The organism is Duganella sp. AC917, from assembly GCF_979258245.1.
Map to the genome: position 1 here is coordinate 3,971,529 of NZ_OZ409848.1, position 16,737 is coordinate 3,988,265.

Here is a 16,737-nt window from a genome sequence, read left to right on the forward strand (position 1 = left end):
TTCCTTTATTTTGCGCCGGCTTCGTACCAGGCGGCGATTTGCGCCCGTTCGGCATCGGTCATTTGCGTCAGGTTCGCCAACGGCATGGCTTTCAGCTGGACCGTCTGCTTGTAGATTTTCTCGGCATTTTGATGGATTTCGGCCTCGTTCTCAAGCATAACGCCCAAAGGCGCCGCCGCGAAGCCGGGCTGCGTCGGCCGCTCAGCGTGGCAGGTTGCGCAGCGGTGCGCGATGATGGCCTGTACTTTGGCGAATTGCGCGGCCGGATCGGCTGCCGGCGCCACCGCCACCGGGCGAGGCGGCGCGATCGCCGCGGCGACGGCGGCCAGCAGCGCGACGCCGATCGCCGGATATCGCCACTCGACGCGGCCCTTGTGGCGCAGATTGAAGAAGTGGCGAATGAAAACGCCGGCCGCCATGATAAACGCCAGCACCAGCCACGCGTGATCGTGACGATAAGTCATCGCGTAATGGTTACTGATCATGATGAACAGCACCGGCAATGTGAAGTAGTTATTGTGGACGCTGCGCTGCTTGGCCTTCTGCCCATGGACAGGATCGGGCATGCGGCCGGCCGACATGGCCTCCACCATCTTGCGCTGCCCCGGGATAATCAGCATCAGCACATTGCCGACCATGATGGTGCCGATCAGCGCGCCGACGTGGATGTAGGCGGCGCGGCCGCTCAGCACATGCGTGAGGCCATAGGCCGCCGCGACGATCAGCACAAACACGACGATGCCGAACCACAGGTCATGCTTGCCCAGCGGTGAGCGGCACAGCAGATCGTACACCGTCCAGCCGATGACCAGCGTGCCGACGCCGATGCCGATCGCCTGCAGGCTGCTGATGTCGGCCACGGATTTATCGATCATCATCGCCTGGGCGTTGAAGTAGTAGGCGATGGTCAGCAGCGCAATGCCGGACAGCCAGGTGGAATAGGCTTCCCATTTAAACCAGTGCAGCACCTTGGGCAGCTCCGCCGGGGCGACCAGATATTTTTGCGGGTTATAGAAACCGCCGCCGTGCACCGCCCACAGTTCGCCCGAGACGCCCTTCTTCGCCAGCTCGGACCCCGGCGCGGGCGGCCGGATCGAGTTATCCAGCCAGACGAAGTAGAACGAGGCGCCGATCCAGGCGATGCCGGTGATGACGTGCAGCCAGCGGACGATCAGGTTCAGCCACTCAAGGCCGTACGGGATCAGATAGGCGAATAATTCCATGGATTCTTTCCGGTCGAAGACGTGGCTAATTTACAGAAGATAAACGGATTTGATACCGGCCACATGAAGATTAGAGTATATTAAACATATCCATTCCCGTATAACCCCTATTCAAGCGCGTATAGTTCATGGCCGCCCTGCCGCAACACCTGGACCTCCACCTGATCCGCATACTCTACCTGCTGCTGGTGGAGAAAAATGTCTCCCGCGTCGCGCTCAAGCTCAATCAACCGCAGCCCTCGATCTCCGCGTCGCTTCGCAAGCTGCGCGAGCTGACCGGCGATCCGCTGCTGGTGCGCGGCGCGCGCGGCATGGTGCCCACCCAGCACGGCGAGAGCCTGCTGATTCCGGCCAAGCGCATCCTCGACGAGACCGAGAACCTGTTCCTCAAAAAGTCGCCCTTCGTGCCGCAGGAGGAAGCGCGCACCTTCCACATCGCCGCGCCGGATTACCTGGACAGCCAATTCCTGCCCAACCTGGTCGCGCTGCTGCGACGGGGTTCGCCCAACAGCCGCGTCAAGATTCACAGCCTAGGACCCGGCGTCGACTACGTCCGCCTGCTGTCCGACGGCGACATGGACCTGGTCATCGCCAACTGGGACGAGCCGCCCGAGCACCTGCATATGTCCAAGCTGTTCGAGGACCCGATCATCTGCGTGATGCGCGCCGACTGCCCGTACGCGCTGCGCACCGCCAGCGACGCCATGACGCTGCCGGATTATCTGGCCCTGCCCCACGTCGCGCCGACCCAGATCCTTCCCGGCTACCACGGCGTCATCGACGACTATCTGGAGCGCCAGGACCTGCAGCGCAACGTGGTCGTCGAATCGGCCTATTTCGGCCTGATCCCCTACATGCTGACCCAGACGGACCTGGTGCTGACCACCGGCCGCCAGTTCGTCCGCTACTACGAAAAACAGATGTCGCTGAAAACCTACACGGTGCCGGTCAAGTTCCCCGCGATGCGCTTCTACCAGCTGTGGCATGAGCGCGTGCACCAGGCGCCGGAGCACAAATGGCTGCGCGAGCAGGTGGCGGCCGCCGCCAAGGCGCTGGTGCAAAAGTAAGCCGCACGAGCTAAGCCTGACGATATACATCTTACGGCATACCGCGTATATCGCGCGAGCGCCGGCGAGGTTATGATGAGGGTTCGATACCGGATACCACGCCATGATCACACTCTCCGATTTAAACAGCTGCGACGCCGCCACTTTCGTCGAGCACTTGCGCGGCATCTATGAGCACTCGCCCTGGATACCACAGCGGGCGGCGGCGCGGCGGCCGTACGCCAACGCCACCGCGCTCAAGCTGGCGTTGCAGGATGTGGTCAACGCCGCCACGCTGGACGAGCAACTGGCTTTGATCCGCGAGCACCCGGAGCTGGCGGGCAAAGCGGCCGTCGCCGGCCAGTTGACGGCCGAATCGACCAGCGAGCAGGCCAAGTCCGGGCTGCACCTGTGCAGCGCCGAGGAATTCGCCACGCTGCACCGGCTTAACGCCGACTACAACGCCAAATTCGGCTTCCCGTTCATCCTGGCGGTCAAAGGCCCGGACGGACAGGGACTGACCCGGCGCCACATTATCGCCACCTTTACGCGCCGCCTGAAGAACCAGCGCGCGGACGAAATAGCCGAGTGCCTGCGCCAGATCAAGCGCATCGCCGAGATCCGCCTGAACGACCTTCTGGGAATAACCCTGGACTTCGGCCCGGCCATCATGCAGTGGTCGGAGATCATCGGCGCCTGGAGCGACACCGACAACAGCGCCAACGAGGATTTCGACCTGACTTGCGCCTACATGACGCCGGCGCACCGCCGCACCGCCGCGCAGTTGGCGGAATGGATGGGCGAAGCCGGCATGGAAGCGCACATCGACAACGTCGGCAATGTGGTCGGCGTCTACCGTTCGGACGTTCCCGACGCGAAGACGCTGATGACCGGGTCGCACTACGACACGGTGCGCAATGGCGGAAAATATGACGGCCGGCTAGGCATCCTGCTGCCCATCGCCATCGTGCGTCATCTGCATCAGCGCGGCGAGAAGCTGCCGTATCACTTCGAGATCGTCGGTTTCGCCGAGGAGGAAGGAGTGAGATTCAAGAGCACCTTCCTGGGTAGTAACGCGGTGACGGGCCGCTTCGACCTGTCGCTGCTCGATCAGACGGACGCCGACGGCATCGCCATGCGCGACGCGCTGCTGGCCGCCGGCCATGACGTGTCGCGCATTCCCGCGATCGCGCGCGATCCGGCGCAACTGCTCGGCTTTGTCGAAGTGCATATCGAGCAAGGACCGGTGTTGTTGCAACGTGATCTGGCGCTGGGCGTGGTGACGGCGATCGCCGGCAGCTCGCGCTATCTGGTCGAATTGACCGGATTGGCCAGCCACGCCGGCACCACGCCGATGACGATGCGTAAGGACGCGGCGACGGCGGCGGCGGAGATCGTGCTGCTGGTGGAGCGGCGTTGCGCACAAGGCGTGGCCCTCGTGGGAACTGTCGGGCAGTTGCAGGTGCCTGGCGGCTCGGTCAACGTGATACCCGGCGCGTGCAAGCTGTCGCTGGACATCCGCGCGGCAGACGACGCGGTGCGGCAGGCGGCCGTCAAGGATGTATTGGATGGCATCGCGCAGATTTGCGCGCGGCGCCAGGTGGAATTCAGCTTGCAGCAAATAGTCGATGCTGCGGCAGCGCCCTGCGCGCCGCGTTTGATGGACCAGCTGGGGGCGGCGATAGAGCGCGCCGGTTTGCCGCGCTTCGATTTGCTGTCTGGGGCCGGACACGATGCGATGGCGATGGCTGCGGTCACGGACGTGGCGATGTTGTTCACGCGATGCGGCAATGGTGGCATCAGCCATAATCCACTGGAGACGATGACGGCCGACGATGCCGATATCGCGGCGCAGGTGCTGCTGGATTTCCTGCGCCATTACGAAGCATAAGCGATCCACCGTTCCACGTAGGGCGAATTAGGCGGAACGCCGTACTCCGCCATCGCCGAGCCGTCGGCAGCGCATGCATGCGTCGCAATTACGCGCCGCGCGCTAATCCGCCATTGATTTTTCAGAATGGAGCTTGCGTCGCAGTTCGGATGTGACTTCTGCGATCACTTCGGTCCATCCTCCTCCAGACGGCTGGCGGAACAACCGCATCGATGGATACCACGGCGTATCGCTGCGATCCGTCAGCCAGCGCCAGTCGCAGCGATGATCCGGCAGCAGCAGCCAGCAAGGCTTCCCCAGCGCGCCCGCCAGATGCGCCACCGCCGTGTCGACACTGATCACCAAGTCCAGATTGGCGATCACGCAGGCCGTATCGGCAAAGTCCTGCAGACGTGGAGCGATCGCTTGCAGCGTCATTCCAGCTGGCGGCGTCGATGCCTCATTCTCGCTATCGCCTTTTTGCAGACTGACGAAATGCAGGCGCGCGCCATGATCGATATCGGCCAACGGCGACAGCGTGTGCAGGGAAGGCAGCGAACGGTCCGCATCGTTCTCGAAATGCGGATTGCCTTTCCACGCCAGGCCAACCCGCAACCCAGTCTGAGGCAGCATCCCCGCCCAATAACGCACCGACTCCGGATCAGGAGTGATATACGGCGCGGCTGGGATGTTGGACAAGTCGGTGCCGAACATCGCCGGCAAACGCATCGGGTGCGTCCAGAAATCCCAACCGCTGCCCGGCACCGCGGCGTGCTGCACGTAGACTTCATCGACACCTTCCAATCCGGCCATCAGCCGGCGCAGCGATGGCGGACATGCCACCGCGACGCGCGGCGCGCCCGCTGCCTTCAGCTTCGCGGCGTAGCGGCTGAAATGGATCATGTCGCCCTGCCCCGCCTCGGACACGATCACCACCGATTTGCCTGACAGCGTTTCGCCCTCCCACGGAGGACAATTGAACGGCTGCGCAAGGCTGTCGAAGTGCCAGCGCGACTCGAGCAACGGCCAGCCTTCGGCAAAACGGCCTTGCCGCAGCAGGATGTACGCGAGATTGAATTGCGCCTTCGGATAGTCCTCGTCCAGCTCCAGCGCACGCCGGTAGCACGCCTCGGCCTCCTGCTCGCGCTTCACGCACGCGAGCAGCACGCCCAATTGGCTCCACGCCGACGGCGACTCGGGCGCAATATCGAGCGCCATCCGTGCGGCTGCCTCCGACTCGTCGAAGCGCCTGGACTTCTGCAACAGTACGCCGAGATTTTGATAGAGCTGGGCGTTATCTGGCAGCAGCGCGATCGCGTGCAGGTAGTGGAACTCCGCCTCCAGCAGGTCGCCGCGCAGTTCTTTCAGGTAGCCCAGATTGGCGCGCGCACCCGCGTGCTCCGGCTGCAGCGCGATCGCCTGCCAGAAGCATTCTTCGGCGCCGAGTGCGTCGCCGACGGCCATGCGCCGGTTGCCATCGAGGTAGGCTTGCTGTGGGTCTTTGTACTCTTTCACACTACCCGCGCGCGCTCCAGCATGGCGTGCAGCAGCACATTGCAACCTGCTTCCAGATGTTCGGACTTGGCGTCCTCGATCTCGTTGTGGCTAATGCCGTCCTTGCAGGGCACGAAGATCATGCCCGACGGCGCCAGACGCGCCGCATAAATCGCATCGTGGCCGGCGCCGGAAACCACGTCCATCGTCGAATATCCCAGCTTGGCGGTGGCGTTGCGCACTGCGTCCACGCAGTCCGGATGGAACGGGCATGGCGGGTAGTAGGACACCCGCTCGATCGAAATCCCCAAGCCGCTGTCGGCGCGGGTCTTGTCGATAAAGGCCAGCATCTCCTCGTGCATGGTGTTAAGCAGCTCGTCGTTCACGTTGCGCAGGTCTATGCTGAATTTGACTTCGCCGGGTATCACGTTGCGGCTGTTCGGGAACACCTGCACCATGCCGACCGTGCCGCGACCATACGGCGGGTAGCGGTTGGCGATGGCCACCACTTCCTGCATGATGCGTGTCGAGACCTGCAGCGCGTCCTTGCGCAATCCCATCGGGGTCGGACCGGCGTGCGCCTCCATACCACTGACCACGCAGTCGTACCACGAAAGGCCCATCACCGCCGGCACCACGCCGATCACCTTGTCGGCATCCTCCAGCACCGGCCCTTGCTCGATATGGGTTTCGAAGTAGGCGCCGATCGGATGCTCGCCCGGCACCTGATCGCCTTTGTAGCCGATGCGCGCCAGTTCCTCGCCAACCGTCTTGCCCTCGGTATCCTTGGCGGCATACGCCGTCTCGAGGCTGAAGGCGCCGCAGAACACGCCGGAACCCATCATCACCGGCACGAAGCGCGAGCCCTCCTCGTTGGTCCAGAAGGCGACTTCGATCGGCGCCTCGGTCTTGATCTTCAAATCGTTCAGGGTGCGCACCACCTCCAGGCCGGCCAGCACGCCGTAGTTACCGTCGAACTTCCCGCCGGTGGGCTGGGTGTCGATATGGCTGCCGGTCATAATCGGCGGCAGCGCATTGTTGGTGCCGTCGCGGCGCATGAAGACATTGCCGATCTGGTCGATCGTGATCGACATGCCGGCGTCCTTCGCCCAGCCCACCACCAGATCGCGGCCCTGCTTGTCCAGGTCCGTCAACGCCAGACGCTTGACGCCACCTTTGGGCGTGGCGCCGATTTGGGCCAGTTCCATCAGCGCCGCCCACAGGCGGTCGCCATTGATGCGCATTTCACTCATAACCCTGCTCCTGTTGATTAACGCGCCGATGTGGCTTTAAACGCGGGACGATCGATGTGGCGGCCGGCGCCCTCCACTGCCATCAGCACGCCGCGATGGAACACGACATTACCGGCGGCCAGCGTGGTGCTGGGGATGCCACGCACAGTGCGGCCCTCGAAGACGTTAAAGCCGCCCTTGGCGAACTGGGTCAGCGACGAAATCGTGCGGGTGCCTTCCGGGTCCCAGACGACGATATCGGCGTCGGATCCAACCGCGATCAACCCCTTGCGCGGATATATATTGAAAATCTGCGCGGCGTTGGTCGACGTGACCTTGACGAACTCCGAAGGCGTCAACGTGCCGCTGTTGACACCCGCGTCCCAGATCACCGACATGCGGTCCTCGACGCCACCGCAGCCGTTCGGAATCTTGGTGAAGTCGTCCTTGCCGGCCGCCTTCTGCTCCGCGCAGAAAGTGCAATGGTCCGTCGCGGTGGTGTGCAGGTTTCCGCTTTGCAGACCATGCCACAACGCGGCCTGGTGATGCTTGCTCCGGAACGGAGGACTCATCACGTGGGCGGCGGCGTATTCCAGATCGTCGCTTTGGTAGACGCTTTCGTCGATGAGCAGGTGGCCTGCCAGCGCCTCGCCGTACACCCGCTGGCCGCTGGCCCGTGCGCGGGTGATGGCGTCAAGCGACTCGGCGCAGGACACGTGGACGATATAGACCGGCGTATTGAGGACGTTGGCGATGGCGATGGCCCGGTTGGCTGCCTCCGCCTCGACCGCCGGAGGGCGCGACAGCGGATGTGAACTCGGACCGGTCAGGCCCTTCTTCAGCAAATCCTGCTGCAACTGATAAACCAGCTCGCCGTTCTCCGCGTGCACGGTCGGAATGGCGCCCAGCTCCAGCGAGCGCCGGAAACTCTTCACCAGCGTTTCGTCGTCGGCCATGATGGCGTTTTTGTACGCCATAAAGTGTTTGAAGCTGTTGACGCCATGGTCACGGACCAGAATTTCCATATCGCGGTGCACGGTCTCGTCCCACCACGTGATCGCCACGTGAAAGGTGTAATCGCCGGCGGCTTTCTGCGCCCAGCCGCGCCATTGATGATAGGCCTCGATCAGGTTCTGCCCCGGCGCGGGAATCACGAAGTCGATGATGGTGGTGGTGCCGCCGGCCAGACCGGCGGCGGTACCGGTATAAAAGTCATCCTGGGTGACGGTGCCCATGAAGGGCAGGTTCATATGGGTGTGGGGATCTATCCCGCCGGGCATGACGTACTGCCCGGCGGCGTCGATCACGCGCGCGGACGCCGGCGCATCGAGGTTTTCGCCGACGGCGACGATCTTGTCGCCATAGCAGAGCACATCGGCACGAAAAGCGCGGTCGGCGTTGACGACGGTACCGCCGCGGATGATAGTAGTCATTTACATCTCCTGAATCCTGTGAATCTTAGGGGTGGGCGGGCGTCCTCACGGCGGGCACCGTCTTCCCCTTCATCATAACCCCATACACGATTGCGGAGATCACGATTCCGACGAACCATGCGTAGGTATAAATCGTTTTGAAACCTTCACCCACATCCGGGAACGAGGCCGGGAAGGCGGCGTTGAGGAAGCCCGGAATGTTCGGCGCCACGCCCACCACGAAAGCCACCAGCGCAGCCACGTTCCAGCCGTTGCCATATGAATAAGCGCCATCCTCCCGATACAGCTCGGCGACATTGAGTTCGGTCTTGCGCACCATGTAATAGTCGATAATCAGGATGCCGGCGATGGGACCGAGCAGCGCTGAATATCCGATCAACCACGTGAAGATATAGCCCTGGGTCGATTCGAGTATCTTCCACGGCATCATGACGATGGCGATACCGGCGGTAATGTAACCGCCGGTCTTGTACGAAATCTGCCTCGGCGCCAACGACGAGAAGTCGTACGCCGGGCCAACCAGATTGGCGGCCAGATTGACGGAGACGGTGTCGATCAACAGGATCAGCAGCGCCACCAGCACCGCCACGCCGGTCATACGGCTGGCCAGATCGACCGGATCCCAGATCGCCTTCCCGTACAAGACCACGGTGGCCGAGGTGACGATCACCGCCATCGCCGCGAGTAATCCCATCGGCACCGGCAGGCCGACCGACTGGCCGATGACCTGGTCGCGCTGCGATTTGGCGAAGCGGGTGAAGTCGGGGATATTCAGCGCCAGCGTGGCCCAGAAGCCGACCATCGCCGTCAGCGATGGCCAGAACACGGACCAGAACTGGCCGGCCTTCTTGCCGCCCTCGACAAACTGCGACGGCGCCGACAGCAGGTCGCCGAAGCCGCCCGCCTTGTTATGCACCCACGCCAGCAGCACGAAGCAGATGGCGATCTTCAGCGGCGCGGTGTAGGTCTCCAGTTTGCGGATCGCGTCCATGCCGTGCACGATGTACCAGAACTGGATGGCCCAGAAAGCCAGGAAGCAAAGCAGCTGCGCGCCGTTGATGCCGAGGAAACCGAGTTTGGCGCCGCCGATTTCGCCGCCCATCATCACGCCGAGCAGCGTGTAGATCATCGAGCCGCCGAACCAGGTCTGGATGCCGTACCAGCCGCAGGCGACGATAGCGCGCATCAGCGCCGGCAGCCGCGCACCCGAAGTACCGAACGAGGCCCGCGCCAGCACCGCGTAAGGGATGCCGTACTTGGTGCCGGCGTGGCCGATCAACAGCATCGGCAGCAGCACGATGGCGTTGGCGATGAACACAGTCAGCACCGCCTGGTAACCGGACATGCCGCCTTCAATCAAACTCGCCGACAGCGTGTACGCGGGAATGCACATCACCATGCCGACCCATAGCGCCGCGAAGTGATACCAGCGCCAGGTGCGCTGCGCTTCGGTGGTCGGCGCCAGGTCTTCGTTCCAGAGTTGCGTGCTGCCAGAGAGTTCTTTACTCACGAGGCGTTCTCCAAGGGTTGATCAAACAATCGTCCATCTTCCATTGCAAGATCCGTTCCTATGCAGTCTCCGGCACCTTCACATTTTCCGCGCGCGGGTTGCGCGGGTCCTGCGTCCAGTTCATGTAAGGCTTGCCCGTCTCCTGCGGCACCATCGTGATGCAGCCCTGCACCGGGCAGGTGATCTCGCACAGGTTACAACCGACGCATTCCTCCTTGATCACCTCATAGGTGCGCACGCCGGCGGCGTCGATCAGTTGCGCAATCGACTGGTGCGACGTATCTTCGCACGCCACATAACAGCGGCCGCACTTGATGCAGTCGTCCTGGTTGATATGGGCGATGACCTGATAGTTCATGTTCAGGTACTTCCAGTCAGTGGTGTTGGCAACCGCCTTGCCGACGAATTGACTGATACTCGTGTAGCCCTTCTCGTCCATCCAGCGCGACAAGCCGTCTTTCATCTCCTCGACGATGCGGAAGCCATGCAGCATGGCCGCCGTGCAGACCTGTACACAGCCGGAGCCGAGCGCCATGAACTCGGCCGCGTCGCGCCAGTTGCCGATGCCGCCGATACCGGAAATCGGCAAGCCTTTGGTGGCGGGATCGCGCGCGATCTCCGCAACCATGTTCAGCGCAATCGGTTTGACCGCCGAGCCGCAGTAGCCGCCATGCGTGCTGGCGCCGCCGACGATCGGAAACGCCACCATCTGGTCCAGATCGAGGTGCGTGATCGAATTGATGGTGTTGATCAGGGAGACGGCGTCCGCACCGCCTGCCTTGGCGGCGCGAGCCGGCGCACGCACGTCGGTAATGTTCGGCGTGAGCTTGACGATTACCGGCAGCTTGCTGTGCGTCTTGCACCAACGGGTGACCATCTCCACGTACTCGGGCACCTGGCCGACCGCCGCGCCCATGCCGCGCTCCGGCATCCCGTGCGGACAACCGAAATTGAGTTCGATGCCGTCGGCGCCGGTGGCCTCCACCAGCGGCAGGATATCCGCCCACAATTTCTCCTCGCACGGCAGCATCAGCGAGACGATGATCACGCGGTCGGGCCAATCTTTTTTCACCTGTGTGATCTCGCGCAGGTTGATGTCCAGCGAGCGGTCGGTGATCAGTTCAATGTTATTGAAGCCGAGGACTTCGCGGTTCCTTCCGTAATGCGCCGAGTAGCGCGACGAGACGTTGACGGCGGCCGGGTCTTCACCAAGCGTCTTCCACACCACGCCACCCCATCCGGCCTCGAAGGCGCGCACCACGTTGTAGGCTTTGTCGGTCGGTGGCGCGGAGGCCAGCCAGAACGGGTTGATCGACTTGATGCCGCAGAATTCTATGCTCAGGTCAGCCATTATGCAGCCTCCACTTTCGATGTTTCGGTTATCGACGCGGTCATTGACTTCAGGTCCTCATGAATGGCATGCGCCGCCAGCTTGCCATGCTGGACCGCCTGCACGGTCAGGTCCTGGCCCGGCGCCACGCAGTCGCCGCCGGCATAGATCCCCGGCAGAACGGTGCGGAACTGATCGTCGACATGAATCTTGTCGCCCGCGCGTTTCAGCGTTTTCGCCAGCGGATCTTGAATGCTTGTTTCATCCATGCTCTGGCCGATGGCCTTGAAGATGGCGTCGGCCGCGATCTCGAAAGTCTCGCCGGTGCCGCCGAAGCGGCCGTCGATCATGGCGGTCTTCTCGAAGCGCATTCCCCGCACACGGCCCGCCTCGTCCAACAACACTTGCTGCGGTTGCGCCCAGGTGCGCATGCGTACCTGGTTTTCCTTGGCGATGTGCTGCTCGTGGTCAGTGGCGCTCATGCCCTCGAAGCCGCGCCGATACACCAGCGTGACCTCCTCCGCGCCGAGGCGCTGGATCTGCACCGCCATGTCGATCGCGGTATTACCGGCGCCGATGACGATCGCGCGCGACGGCAAAGGCAGCTGGCTCAAATCATCCGCCTGCCGCAGCGCGGCGATGTAGTCGACAGCGGCCAGCAGACCGGGGGCTTCCTCGCCGGTCAAGCCAAGCTGCTTGCTGGCGCCAAGACCCAGGCCAAGGAACACCGCGTCATATTGGGCGTGAAGGTCCTTCAGCTGCACGTTGCCGCCCAAGGTCTGACCGTGGCGGATCTCGATGCCGCCGATCGCCAGCAGGAAGTCGATCTCCTTCTGCGCGAAGTTATCGGTCAGCTTGTACTTGGCGATGCCGTATTCATTGAGGCCGCCGGACTTCTCGCGCGCTTCGAAGATCACCACGTCGTTGCCCAGCATCGCCAGGCGGTGCGCGCACGACAGACCTGCTGGTCCAGCGCCAACCACGGCGATCTTTTTGCCGGTGGACGGGAAGCGTTTGAATGGATGTTCGTCGAGCGACATGTTGTCGATGGCGTAGCGCTGCAGCAGGCCGATTTTCACCGGCTGCCCTTCGGCGTCGTGATTGCGTACGCAGGCATCCTCGCACAGTATCTCGGTCGGGCAAACACGCGCGCAACTACCGCCCAAAATATTCTGCTTCAGGATACCGACCGCCGCGCCGTTGACGTTTCCGTCGTGGATATTGCGAATGAAGCTGGCGACGTCGATGTCCGATGGGCAGATGCGCGTGCACGGCGCATCGTAGCAGTACAGGCAACGCGAACTCTCAATCGCGGCCTTGCGCGCGTTGAGCGCCGGCGCGAGATCGGTAAAGTTTTCCGCCAGCGCCGCATTGGCTTGCTTCGGATGCGGCAGGTATTTCAGGGATTCGATCATCATTCATTTTCCTGGCAAATGGCTCGGTAGTTTCAGACAACTCAGACGACGAATTCGTCCGGCTACTTCATCTGAGGGAATGCAAATTCCGCGCCAGCGCTGGCGGTGTTCGGCCAGCGCTGCATTACCGCTTTGTGGCGCGTGTAGAAACGCACGCCTTCGGGACCATAAGCGTGGTGATCGCCGAACAGGCTGCGCTTCCAGCCGCCGAAACTATTGAACGCCATCGGCACCGGCAGCGGCACGTTCACCCCCACCATGCCGACCTGGATCTGGCGCACGAACTCGCGCGCCACACCGCCGTCACGCGTGTAGATCGCTACGCCGTTGCCGTATTCATTGCGGTTGATCAGCTCCACCGCGCTGCCGACATCAGGCAAGCGGACCATGCACAGCACAGGCCCGAAAATCTCTTCCTTGTAGATCGTCATATCGGGCGTGACGTGGTCGAACAATGTACCGCCGACGAAGAAGCCATTCTCCCGTCCCGGCACGACGTGATTGCGGCCATCGACCACCAGTTTCGCGCCCTGCTCCACGCCTTCGCCGATCAAGCGCTCTATGCGCTGCTTGGCGGCGCTTGAAACGACAGGCCCCATTTCCGCATCATGTTCCATACCGTCGCGCACTTTCAGTGCAGCGGTGCGCTTTGCCAGTGCATCGACGATTTTATCGCCCGCGTCGCCGACGGCGACAACCACCGAAATGGCCATGCAGCGCTCGCCGGCGGAACCGTATGCGGCGCCCATCAATGCATCGACGGTCATGTCGATGTCCGCGTCCGGCATGACCACCATGTGGTTCTTGGCGCCGCCCAAAGCCTGCACGCGTTTGCCCGCCGCGCAGCCGCGCGCATAGATGTATTCAGCGATCGGCGTGGAGCCGACAAAGCTCAACGCCTGCACCACCGGATGATCGAGCAGCGCGTCGACGGTGGTTTTATCGCCCTGCACGACGTTGAACACACCGTCCGGCAGGCCGGCGTCCTTCAGCAGCTTGGCATGCAGCAGCGACGGCGACGGATCGCGTTCGGACGGCTTGAGGATAAAAGTGTTGCCGCACGCGATAGCGACCGGGAACATCCACATCGGCACCATCACCGGGAAGTTAAACGGCGTGATGCCGGCCACCACGCCCAGCGCCTGGCGCATCGACCAGGCATCGATACCGCGCGAGATCTGATCGGTGAATTCGCCCTTCAGCATCTGCGGAATGCCAACCGCGAATTCCACCATCTCGATACCGCGCGCGACCTCGCCCTGCGCGTCGGCGAAGGTCTTGCCGTGTTCACGCGTCAGCATCGCGGCGAATTCGTCGACGTGCTGCTGGCACAGCTGCAGATACTTGAACAGCACGCGCGCGCGTGTCAGCGGGGGCGTCGCCGACCAGGCGGGAAATGCCGCTTCCGCCGCGCGCACCGCGACGTCGACTTCCTCGACGGTGCCAAGCGCAACGCGTGCCACCGGTTCGCCCAGCGCCGGATTGAAAACGTCCGCATAGCGTCCGCTCTGGGTGTCGACTTTGGCGCCGTTGATGAAGTGGGTGATGGTGTCCAGGTTACTCATGGTGTTCTTCTTTCGTTTATGTGGTCAGCCCAGCAGGCCGTCCGCGTCTACATAGGGGTAGCCCAGCGCGTGCGCCACCGCTGCATAGGTGACGTGGCCCTGGCATACATTCAAGCCGTTCTTCAGATGGACGTTGGCCTTCAGCGCTTTTTGCCAGCCTTTGTCGGCCAGCGCCAGCGCGTGAACGATCGTTGCGTTATTCAGTGCGAAGGTCGATGTGCGCGCCACCGCGCCAGGCATATTCGCCACGCAGTAGTGCACCACATCGTCGACCACGAAGGTCGGCTCCTGGTGCGTGGTGGCGCGCGAGGTTTCAAAGCATCCACCCTGATCGATGGCGACATCCACCACCACCGCGCCGGCCTTCATGCGCGAGATCATGCTGCGGGTGACCAGCTTTGGCGCGGCGGCGCCGGGCACCAGCACGCCGCCGATGACCAGGTCCGCGTCGAGCACCGCCTGCTCTATCGAATGGGCGCTGGAGAACATCGTCGAGATGCGGTTGCCGTACACCAGATCGAGCTGGCGCAGGCGGTCGATGTTCTTGTCGAGAACCGTCACGCGCGCGCCGATGCCGACCGCCATCTGCAGGGCATTGGTGCCGACCACGCCGGCGCCGATGATGGCGATATGGCCGGGCGCTACGCCCGGTACGCCGCCCAGCAGCAGGCCCATGCCGCCCTTGGATTTTTCCAGGTGCGCGGCGCCGGCCTGGATCGACATGCGCCCAGCCACCTCGCTCATGGGCGCCAGCAGCGGCAGACCGCCGTTTTCGCCGGTGATGGTTTCGTAGGCGATGCATACCGCGCCGGAATCGACCAGCGCCCTGGTTTGTTCGGCGTCCGGCGCCAGGTGCAGATAGGTGTAGAGGACCTGATCCCTGCGCAGCATCGCGCATTCGGCCGGCTGCGGCTCCTTGACTTTGACGATCATGCCGGCGCGCGCGAAAATGTCCGGCGCGTTGTCGACGATTTCGGCGCCGGCGCCTTCATACATCGCGTCGGTCAGTCCGATGGCGGCGCCCGCGTCCTTTTGTACAAGGACTTGGTGACCGCGCAGTACGAGTTCCTTCACGCTGGCCGGGGTAAGGCCGACGCGGGACTCCTGGTTCTTGATTTCTTTTGGAACGCCTACCAGCATGATTGTCTCCTCGTTTTCATACCGCTCACTCCAGGTTTTTCAGCACCGTCGTCAACTTTCCAAACAATTCATCGATATGTTTTTTCTCCAGCACCAGCGGTGGCGACAAGGCGATCGTATCGCCCGTCGTGCGTATCAAAATCCCGTCGGCGAAGGCCTGCTTGAACGCGGTGAACGCGCGCACGCCGGGCTTGCCGGGAATCGGCGCCAGCTCGATACCGGCGATCAGGCCGATGGTGCGGATGTCGATCACGTGCGGCAGTCCCTTGAGCGAGTGCACCGCGTCGGCCCAGTACTCGGCCATGCCGGCCGCGTGTTCGAGGATGTTCTGCTCCCTGAACACCTCCAACGTGGCCAGCGAGGCCGCGCAAGCCACCGGGTGGCCTGAATAGGTATAACCGTGGAACAGCTCAATGCCCGCCGGCGCGTCCATGAAAGCGTCGTGGATATGCTTTTTGGAGAACACCGCGCCCATTGGAATGACGCCGTTGGTCAGTCCTTTGGCGGTGGTCATCATGTCCGGCTCGACGTCGAAATAGTCCGCCGCGAAAGGCGTCGTCAAACGTCCGAAGCCGGTGATCACTTCGTCGAAGATCAGCAGGATGCCGTGCTTGGTGCACAACTCGCGCAGGCGCTTCAGATAGCCCTTCGGCGGTATCAGCACGCCGGTCGATCCTGCGACCGGTTCGACGATGACGGCGGCCACGGTGGAGGCGTCGTGCAGCGCGACGATGCGCTCCAGTTCATCGGCCAGCTCGGTGCCGTATTCCGGCTCGCCGCGCGTGTAGGCGTTCTTTTCCAGGTTGTGCGTGTGCGGCAGGTGGTCGACGCCGGGCAGCATGATGGTGTACTGCTTGCGGTTGCCGGCGATGCCGCCGACCGAGATGCCGCCGAAGCCGACGCCGTGGTAGCCGCGTTCGCGCCCGATCAAGCGGGTGCGGCCCGCCTCGCCGCGCGCCTTGTGGTACGCCAGCGCCATCTTCAGCGCGGTGTCGACAGCCTCCGAACCGGAGTTGGTGTAGAAGACGTGGCCGAAGCGGTGGTTGGTGTACTCCATCAGCTTCTCGGCCAGGTCGAAGGCGGCCGGATGGCCCATCTGGAAGGTTGGCGCGAAATCGAGCTGGCCGACCATCTCGCGCACGGCGGCGACGATCTTCGGCTGCGCGTGGCCGCAAGGGACGCACCACAGGCCCGCCGTGCCATCGAGGATGCTGTTGCCGTCGACGTCCTTGTAGTACATGCCTTCGGCCGACACCAGCAGGCGCGGATGGGCTTTGAAGTCGCGGTTGTTCGTGAACGGCATCCAGAAGGACGCCATCGATTCTGGTCGTGATTCGTTCATGCATATCTCCTGAGGCGCCAAGCGGATTTTTTGACGAACCGTAAAAAAATTTACCAGTTGGCAAAATGATGATGCAATAATAGACAGCGCTACAACTATGGCACAGATACACAAATATCAAAACTGTCCAACCGTAT

Annotated in this window: 12 protein-coding genes; 2 read left to right on the forward strand and 10 right to left on the reverse strand. The window is 62.7% G+C overall.

Translation table 11 applies throughout. The features are described from left to right. Positions 1-5 precede the first annotated feature (5 nt). Positions 6-1,223, reverse strand: a complete 1,218-nt coding sequence (locus ACZ0BA_RS17170; protein ID WP_463452429.1) for a urate hydroxylase PuuD — start codon at positions 1,221-1,223, stop codon at positions 6-8. Between the two features lie 128 nt (positions 1,224-1,351). Between ACZ0BA_RS17170 and ACZ0BA_RS17175 the strand changes: the two genes are divergently transcribed. Continuing rightward, complete coding sequence (locus ACZ0BA_RS17175; RefSeq protein ID WP_463452430.1) at positions 1,352-2,290, forward strand: LysR substrate-binding domain-containing protein; 939 nt, start codon at positions 1,352-1,354, stop codon at positions 2,288-2,290. A 103-nt stretch (positions 2,291-2,393) separates the two neighbouring features. Beyond that, the gene (locus tag ACZ0BA_RS17180) at positions 2,394-4,160 is read left to right on the forward strand and encodes an allantoate amidohydrolase (RefSeq protein ID WP_463452431.1); all 1,767 of its coding nucleotides are present in this window, start codon (positions 2,394-2,396) and stop codon (positions 4,158-4,160) included. A 102-nt stretch (positions 4,161-4,262) separates the two neighbouring features. Here ACZ0BA_RS17180 and ACZ0BA_RS17185 read toward each other — a convergent pair whose 3' ends face one another. Genes ACZ0BA_RS17185 through aptA form a run of 9 tightly spaced genes read right to left on the reverse strand, consistent with a single transcriptional unit; the run spans position 4,263 to position 16,600 of the window. Then, complete coding sequence (locus tag ACZ0BA_RS17185; RefSeq protein WP_463452432.1) at positions 4,263-5,654, reverse strand: tetratricopeptide repeat protein; 1,392 nt, start codon at positions 5,652-5,654, stop codon at positions 4,263-4,265. Further along, entirely contained in the window at positions 5,651-6,886 is a 1,236-nt protein-coding gene (locus ACZ0BA_RS17190; RefSeq protein ID WP_463452433.1) for a Zn-dependent hydrolase, read from the reverse strand. The genes ACZ0BA_RS17185 and ACZ0BA_RS17190 overlap by 4 nt, the downstream gene beginning before the upstream one ends. Positions 6,887-6,903: 17 nt before the next feature. Next, positions 6,904-8,298 (reverse strand): dihydropyrimidinase, encoded by a 1,395-nt coding sequence (gene hydA / locus ACZ0BA_RS17195; protein ID WP_463452434.1) that lies wholly within the window; start codon positions 8,296-8,298, stop codon positions 6,904-6,906. 25 nt (positions 8,299-8,323) lie between these two features. Then, positions 8,324-9,808: an NCS1 family nucleobase:cation symporter-1 gene (locus tag ACZ0BA_RS17200; protein WP_463452435.1), complete on the reverse strand. Its 1,485-nt coding sequence runs from the start codon at positions 9,806-9,808 to the stop codon at positions 8,324-8,326. Between the two features lie 58 nt (positions 9,809-9,866). Beyond that, a complete protein-coding gene (gene preA / locus ACZ0BA_RS17205) occupies positions 9,867-11,159 on the reverse strand; it encodes an NAD-dependent dihydropyrimidine dehydrogenase subunit PreA (protein WP_463452436.1) in 1,293 nt (430 codons plus the stop codon). Next, positions 11,159-12,556: an NAD(P)-dependent oxidoreductase gene (locus ACZ0BA_RS17210; RefSeq protein WP_463452437.1), complete on the reverse strand. Its 1,398-nt coding sequence runs from the start codon at positions 12,554-12,556 to the stop codon at positions 11,159-11,161. The genes preA and ACZ0BA_RS17210 overlap by 1 nt, the downstream gene beginning before the upstream one ends. A gap of 59 nt (positions 12,557-12,615) precedes the next feature. After that, complete coding sequence (locus ACZ0BA_RS17215; protein ID WP_463452438.1) at positions 12,616-14,118, reverse strand: CoA-acylating methylmalonate-semialdehyde dehydrogenase; 1,503 nt, start codon at positions 14,116-14,118, stop codon at positions 12,616-12,618. A 24-nt stretch (positions 14,119-14,142) separates the two neighbouring features. Further along, entirely contained in the window at positions 14,143-15,258 is a 1,116-nt protein-coding gene (gene ald, locus ACZ0BA_RS17220; protein WP_463452439.1) for an alanine dehydrogenase, read from the reverse strand. 25 nt (positions 15,259-15,283) lie between these two features. Then, positions 15,284-16,600 carry an omega-aminotransferase AptA gene (aptA, locus tag ACZ0BA_RS17225; RefSeq protein ID WP_463452440.1) on the reverse strand — a complete coding sequence of 439 codons (1,317 nt, stop codon included), beginning with the start codon at positions 16,598-16,600 and terminating at the stop codon, positions 15,284-15,286. Between the last annotated feature and the right edge of the window lie 137 nt (positions 16,601-16,737).

Excerpts from the sequence above, each read along its gene's own strand:
- ACZ0BA_RS17170 (WP_463452429.1), bottom strand. The coding sequence starts at position 1,223 with ATGGAATTATTCGCCTATCTGATCCCGTACGGCCTTGAGTGGCTGAAC.
- ACZ0BA_RS17175 (WP_463452430.1), top strand. The coding sequence starts at position 1,352 with ATGGCCGCCCTGCCGCAACACCTGGACCTCCACCTGATCCGCATACTC.
- ACZ0BA_RS17180 (WP_463452431.1), top strand. The coding sequence starts at position 2,394 with ATGATCACACTCTCCGATTTAAACAGCTGCGACGCCGCCACTTTCGTC.
- ACZ0BA_RS17190 (WP_463452433.1), bottom strand. The coding sequence starts at position 6,886 with ATGAGTGAAATGCGCATCAATGGCGACCGCCTGTGGGCGGCGCTGATG.
- hydA (WP_463452434.1), bottom strand. The coding sequence starts at position 8,298 with ATGACTACTATCATCCGCGGCGGTACCGTCGTCAACGCCGACCGCGCT.
- preA (WP_463452436.1), bottom strand. The coding sequence starts at position 11,159 with ATGGCTGACCTGAGCATAGAATTCTGCGGCATCAAGTCGATCAACCCG.
- ACZ0BA_RS17210 (WP_463452437.1), bottom strand. The coding sequence starts at position 12,556 with ATGATGATCGAATCCCTGAAATACCTGCCGCATCCGAAGCAAGCCAAT.
- ACZ0BA_RS17215 (WP_463452438.1), bottom strand. The coding sequence starts at position 14,118 with ATGAGTAACCTGGACACCATCACCCACTTCATCAACGGCGCCAAAGTC.
- ald (WP_463452439.1), bottom strand. The coding sequence starts at position 15,258 with ATGCTGGTAGGCGTTCCAAAAGAAATCAAGAACCAGGAGTCCCGCGTC.
- aptA (WP_463452440.1), bottom strand. The coding sequence starts at position 16,600 with ATGAACGAATCACGACCAGAATCGATGGCGTCCTTCTGGATGCCGTTC.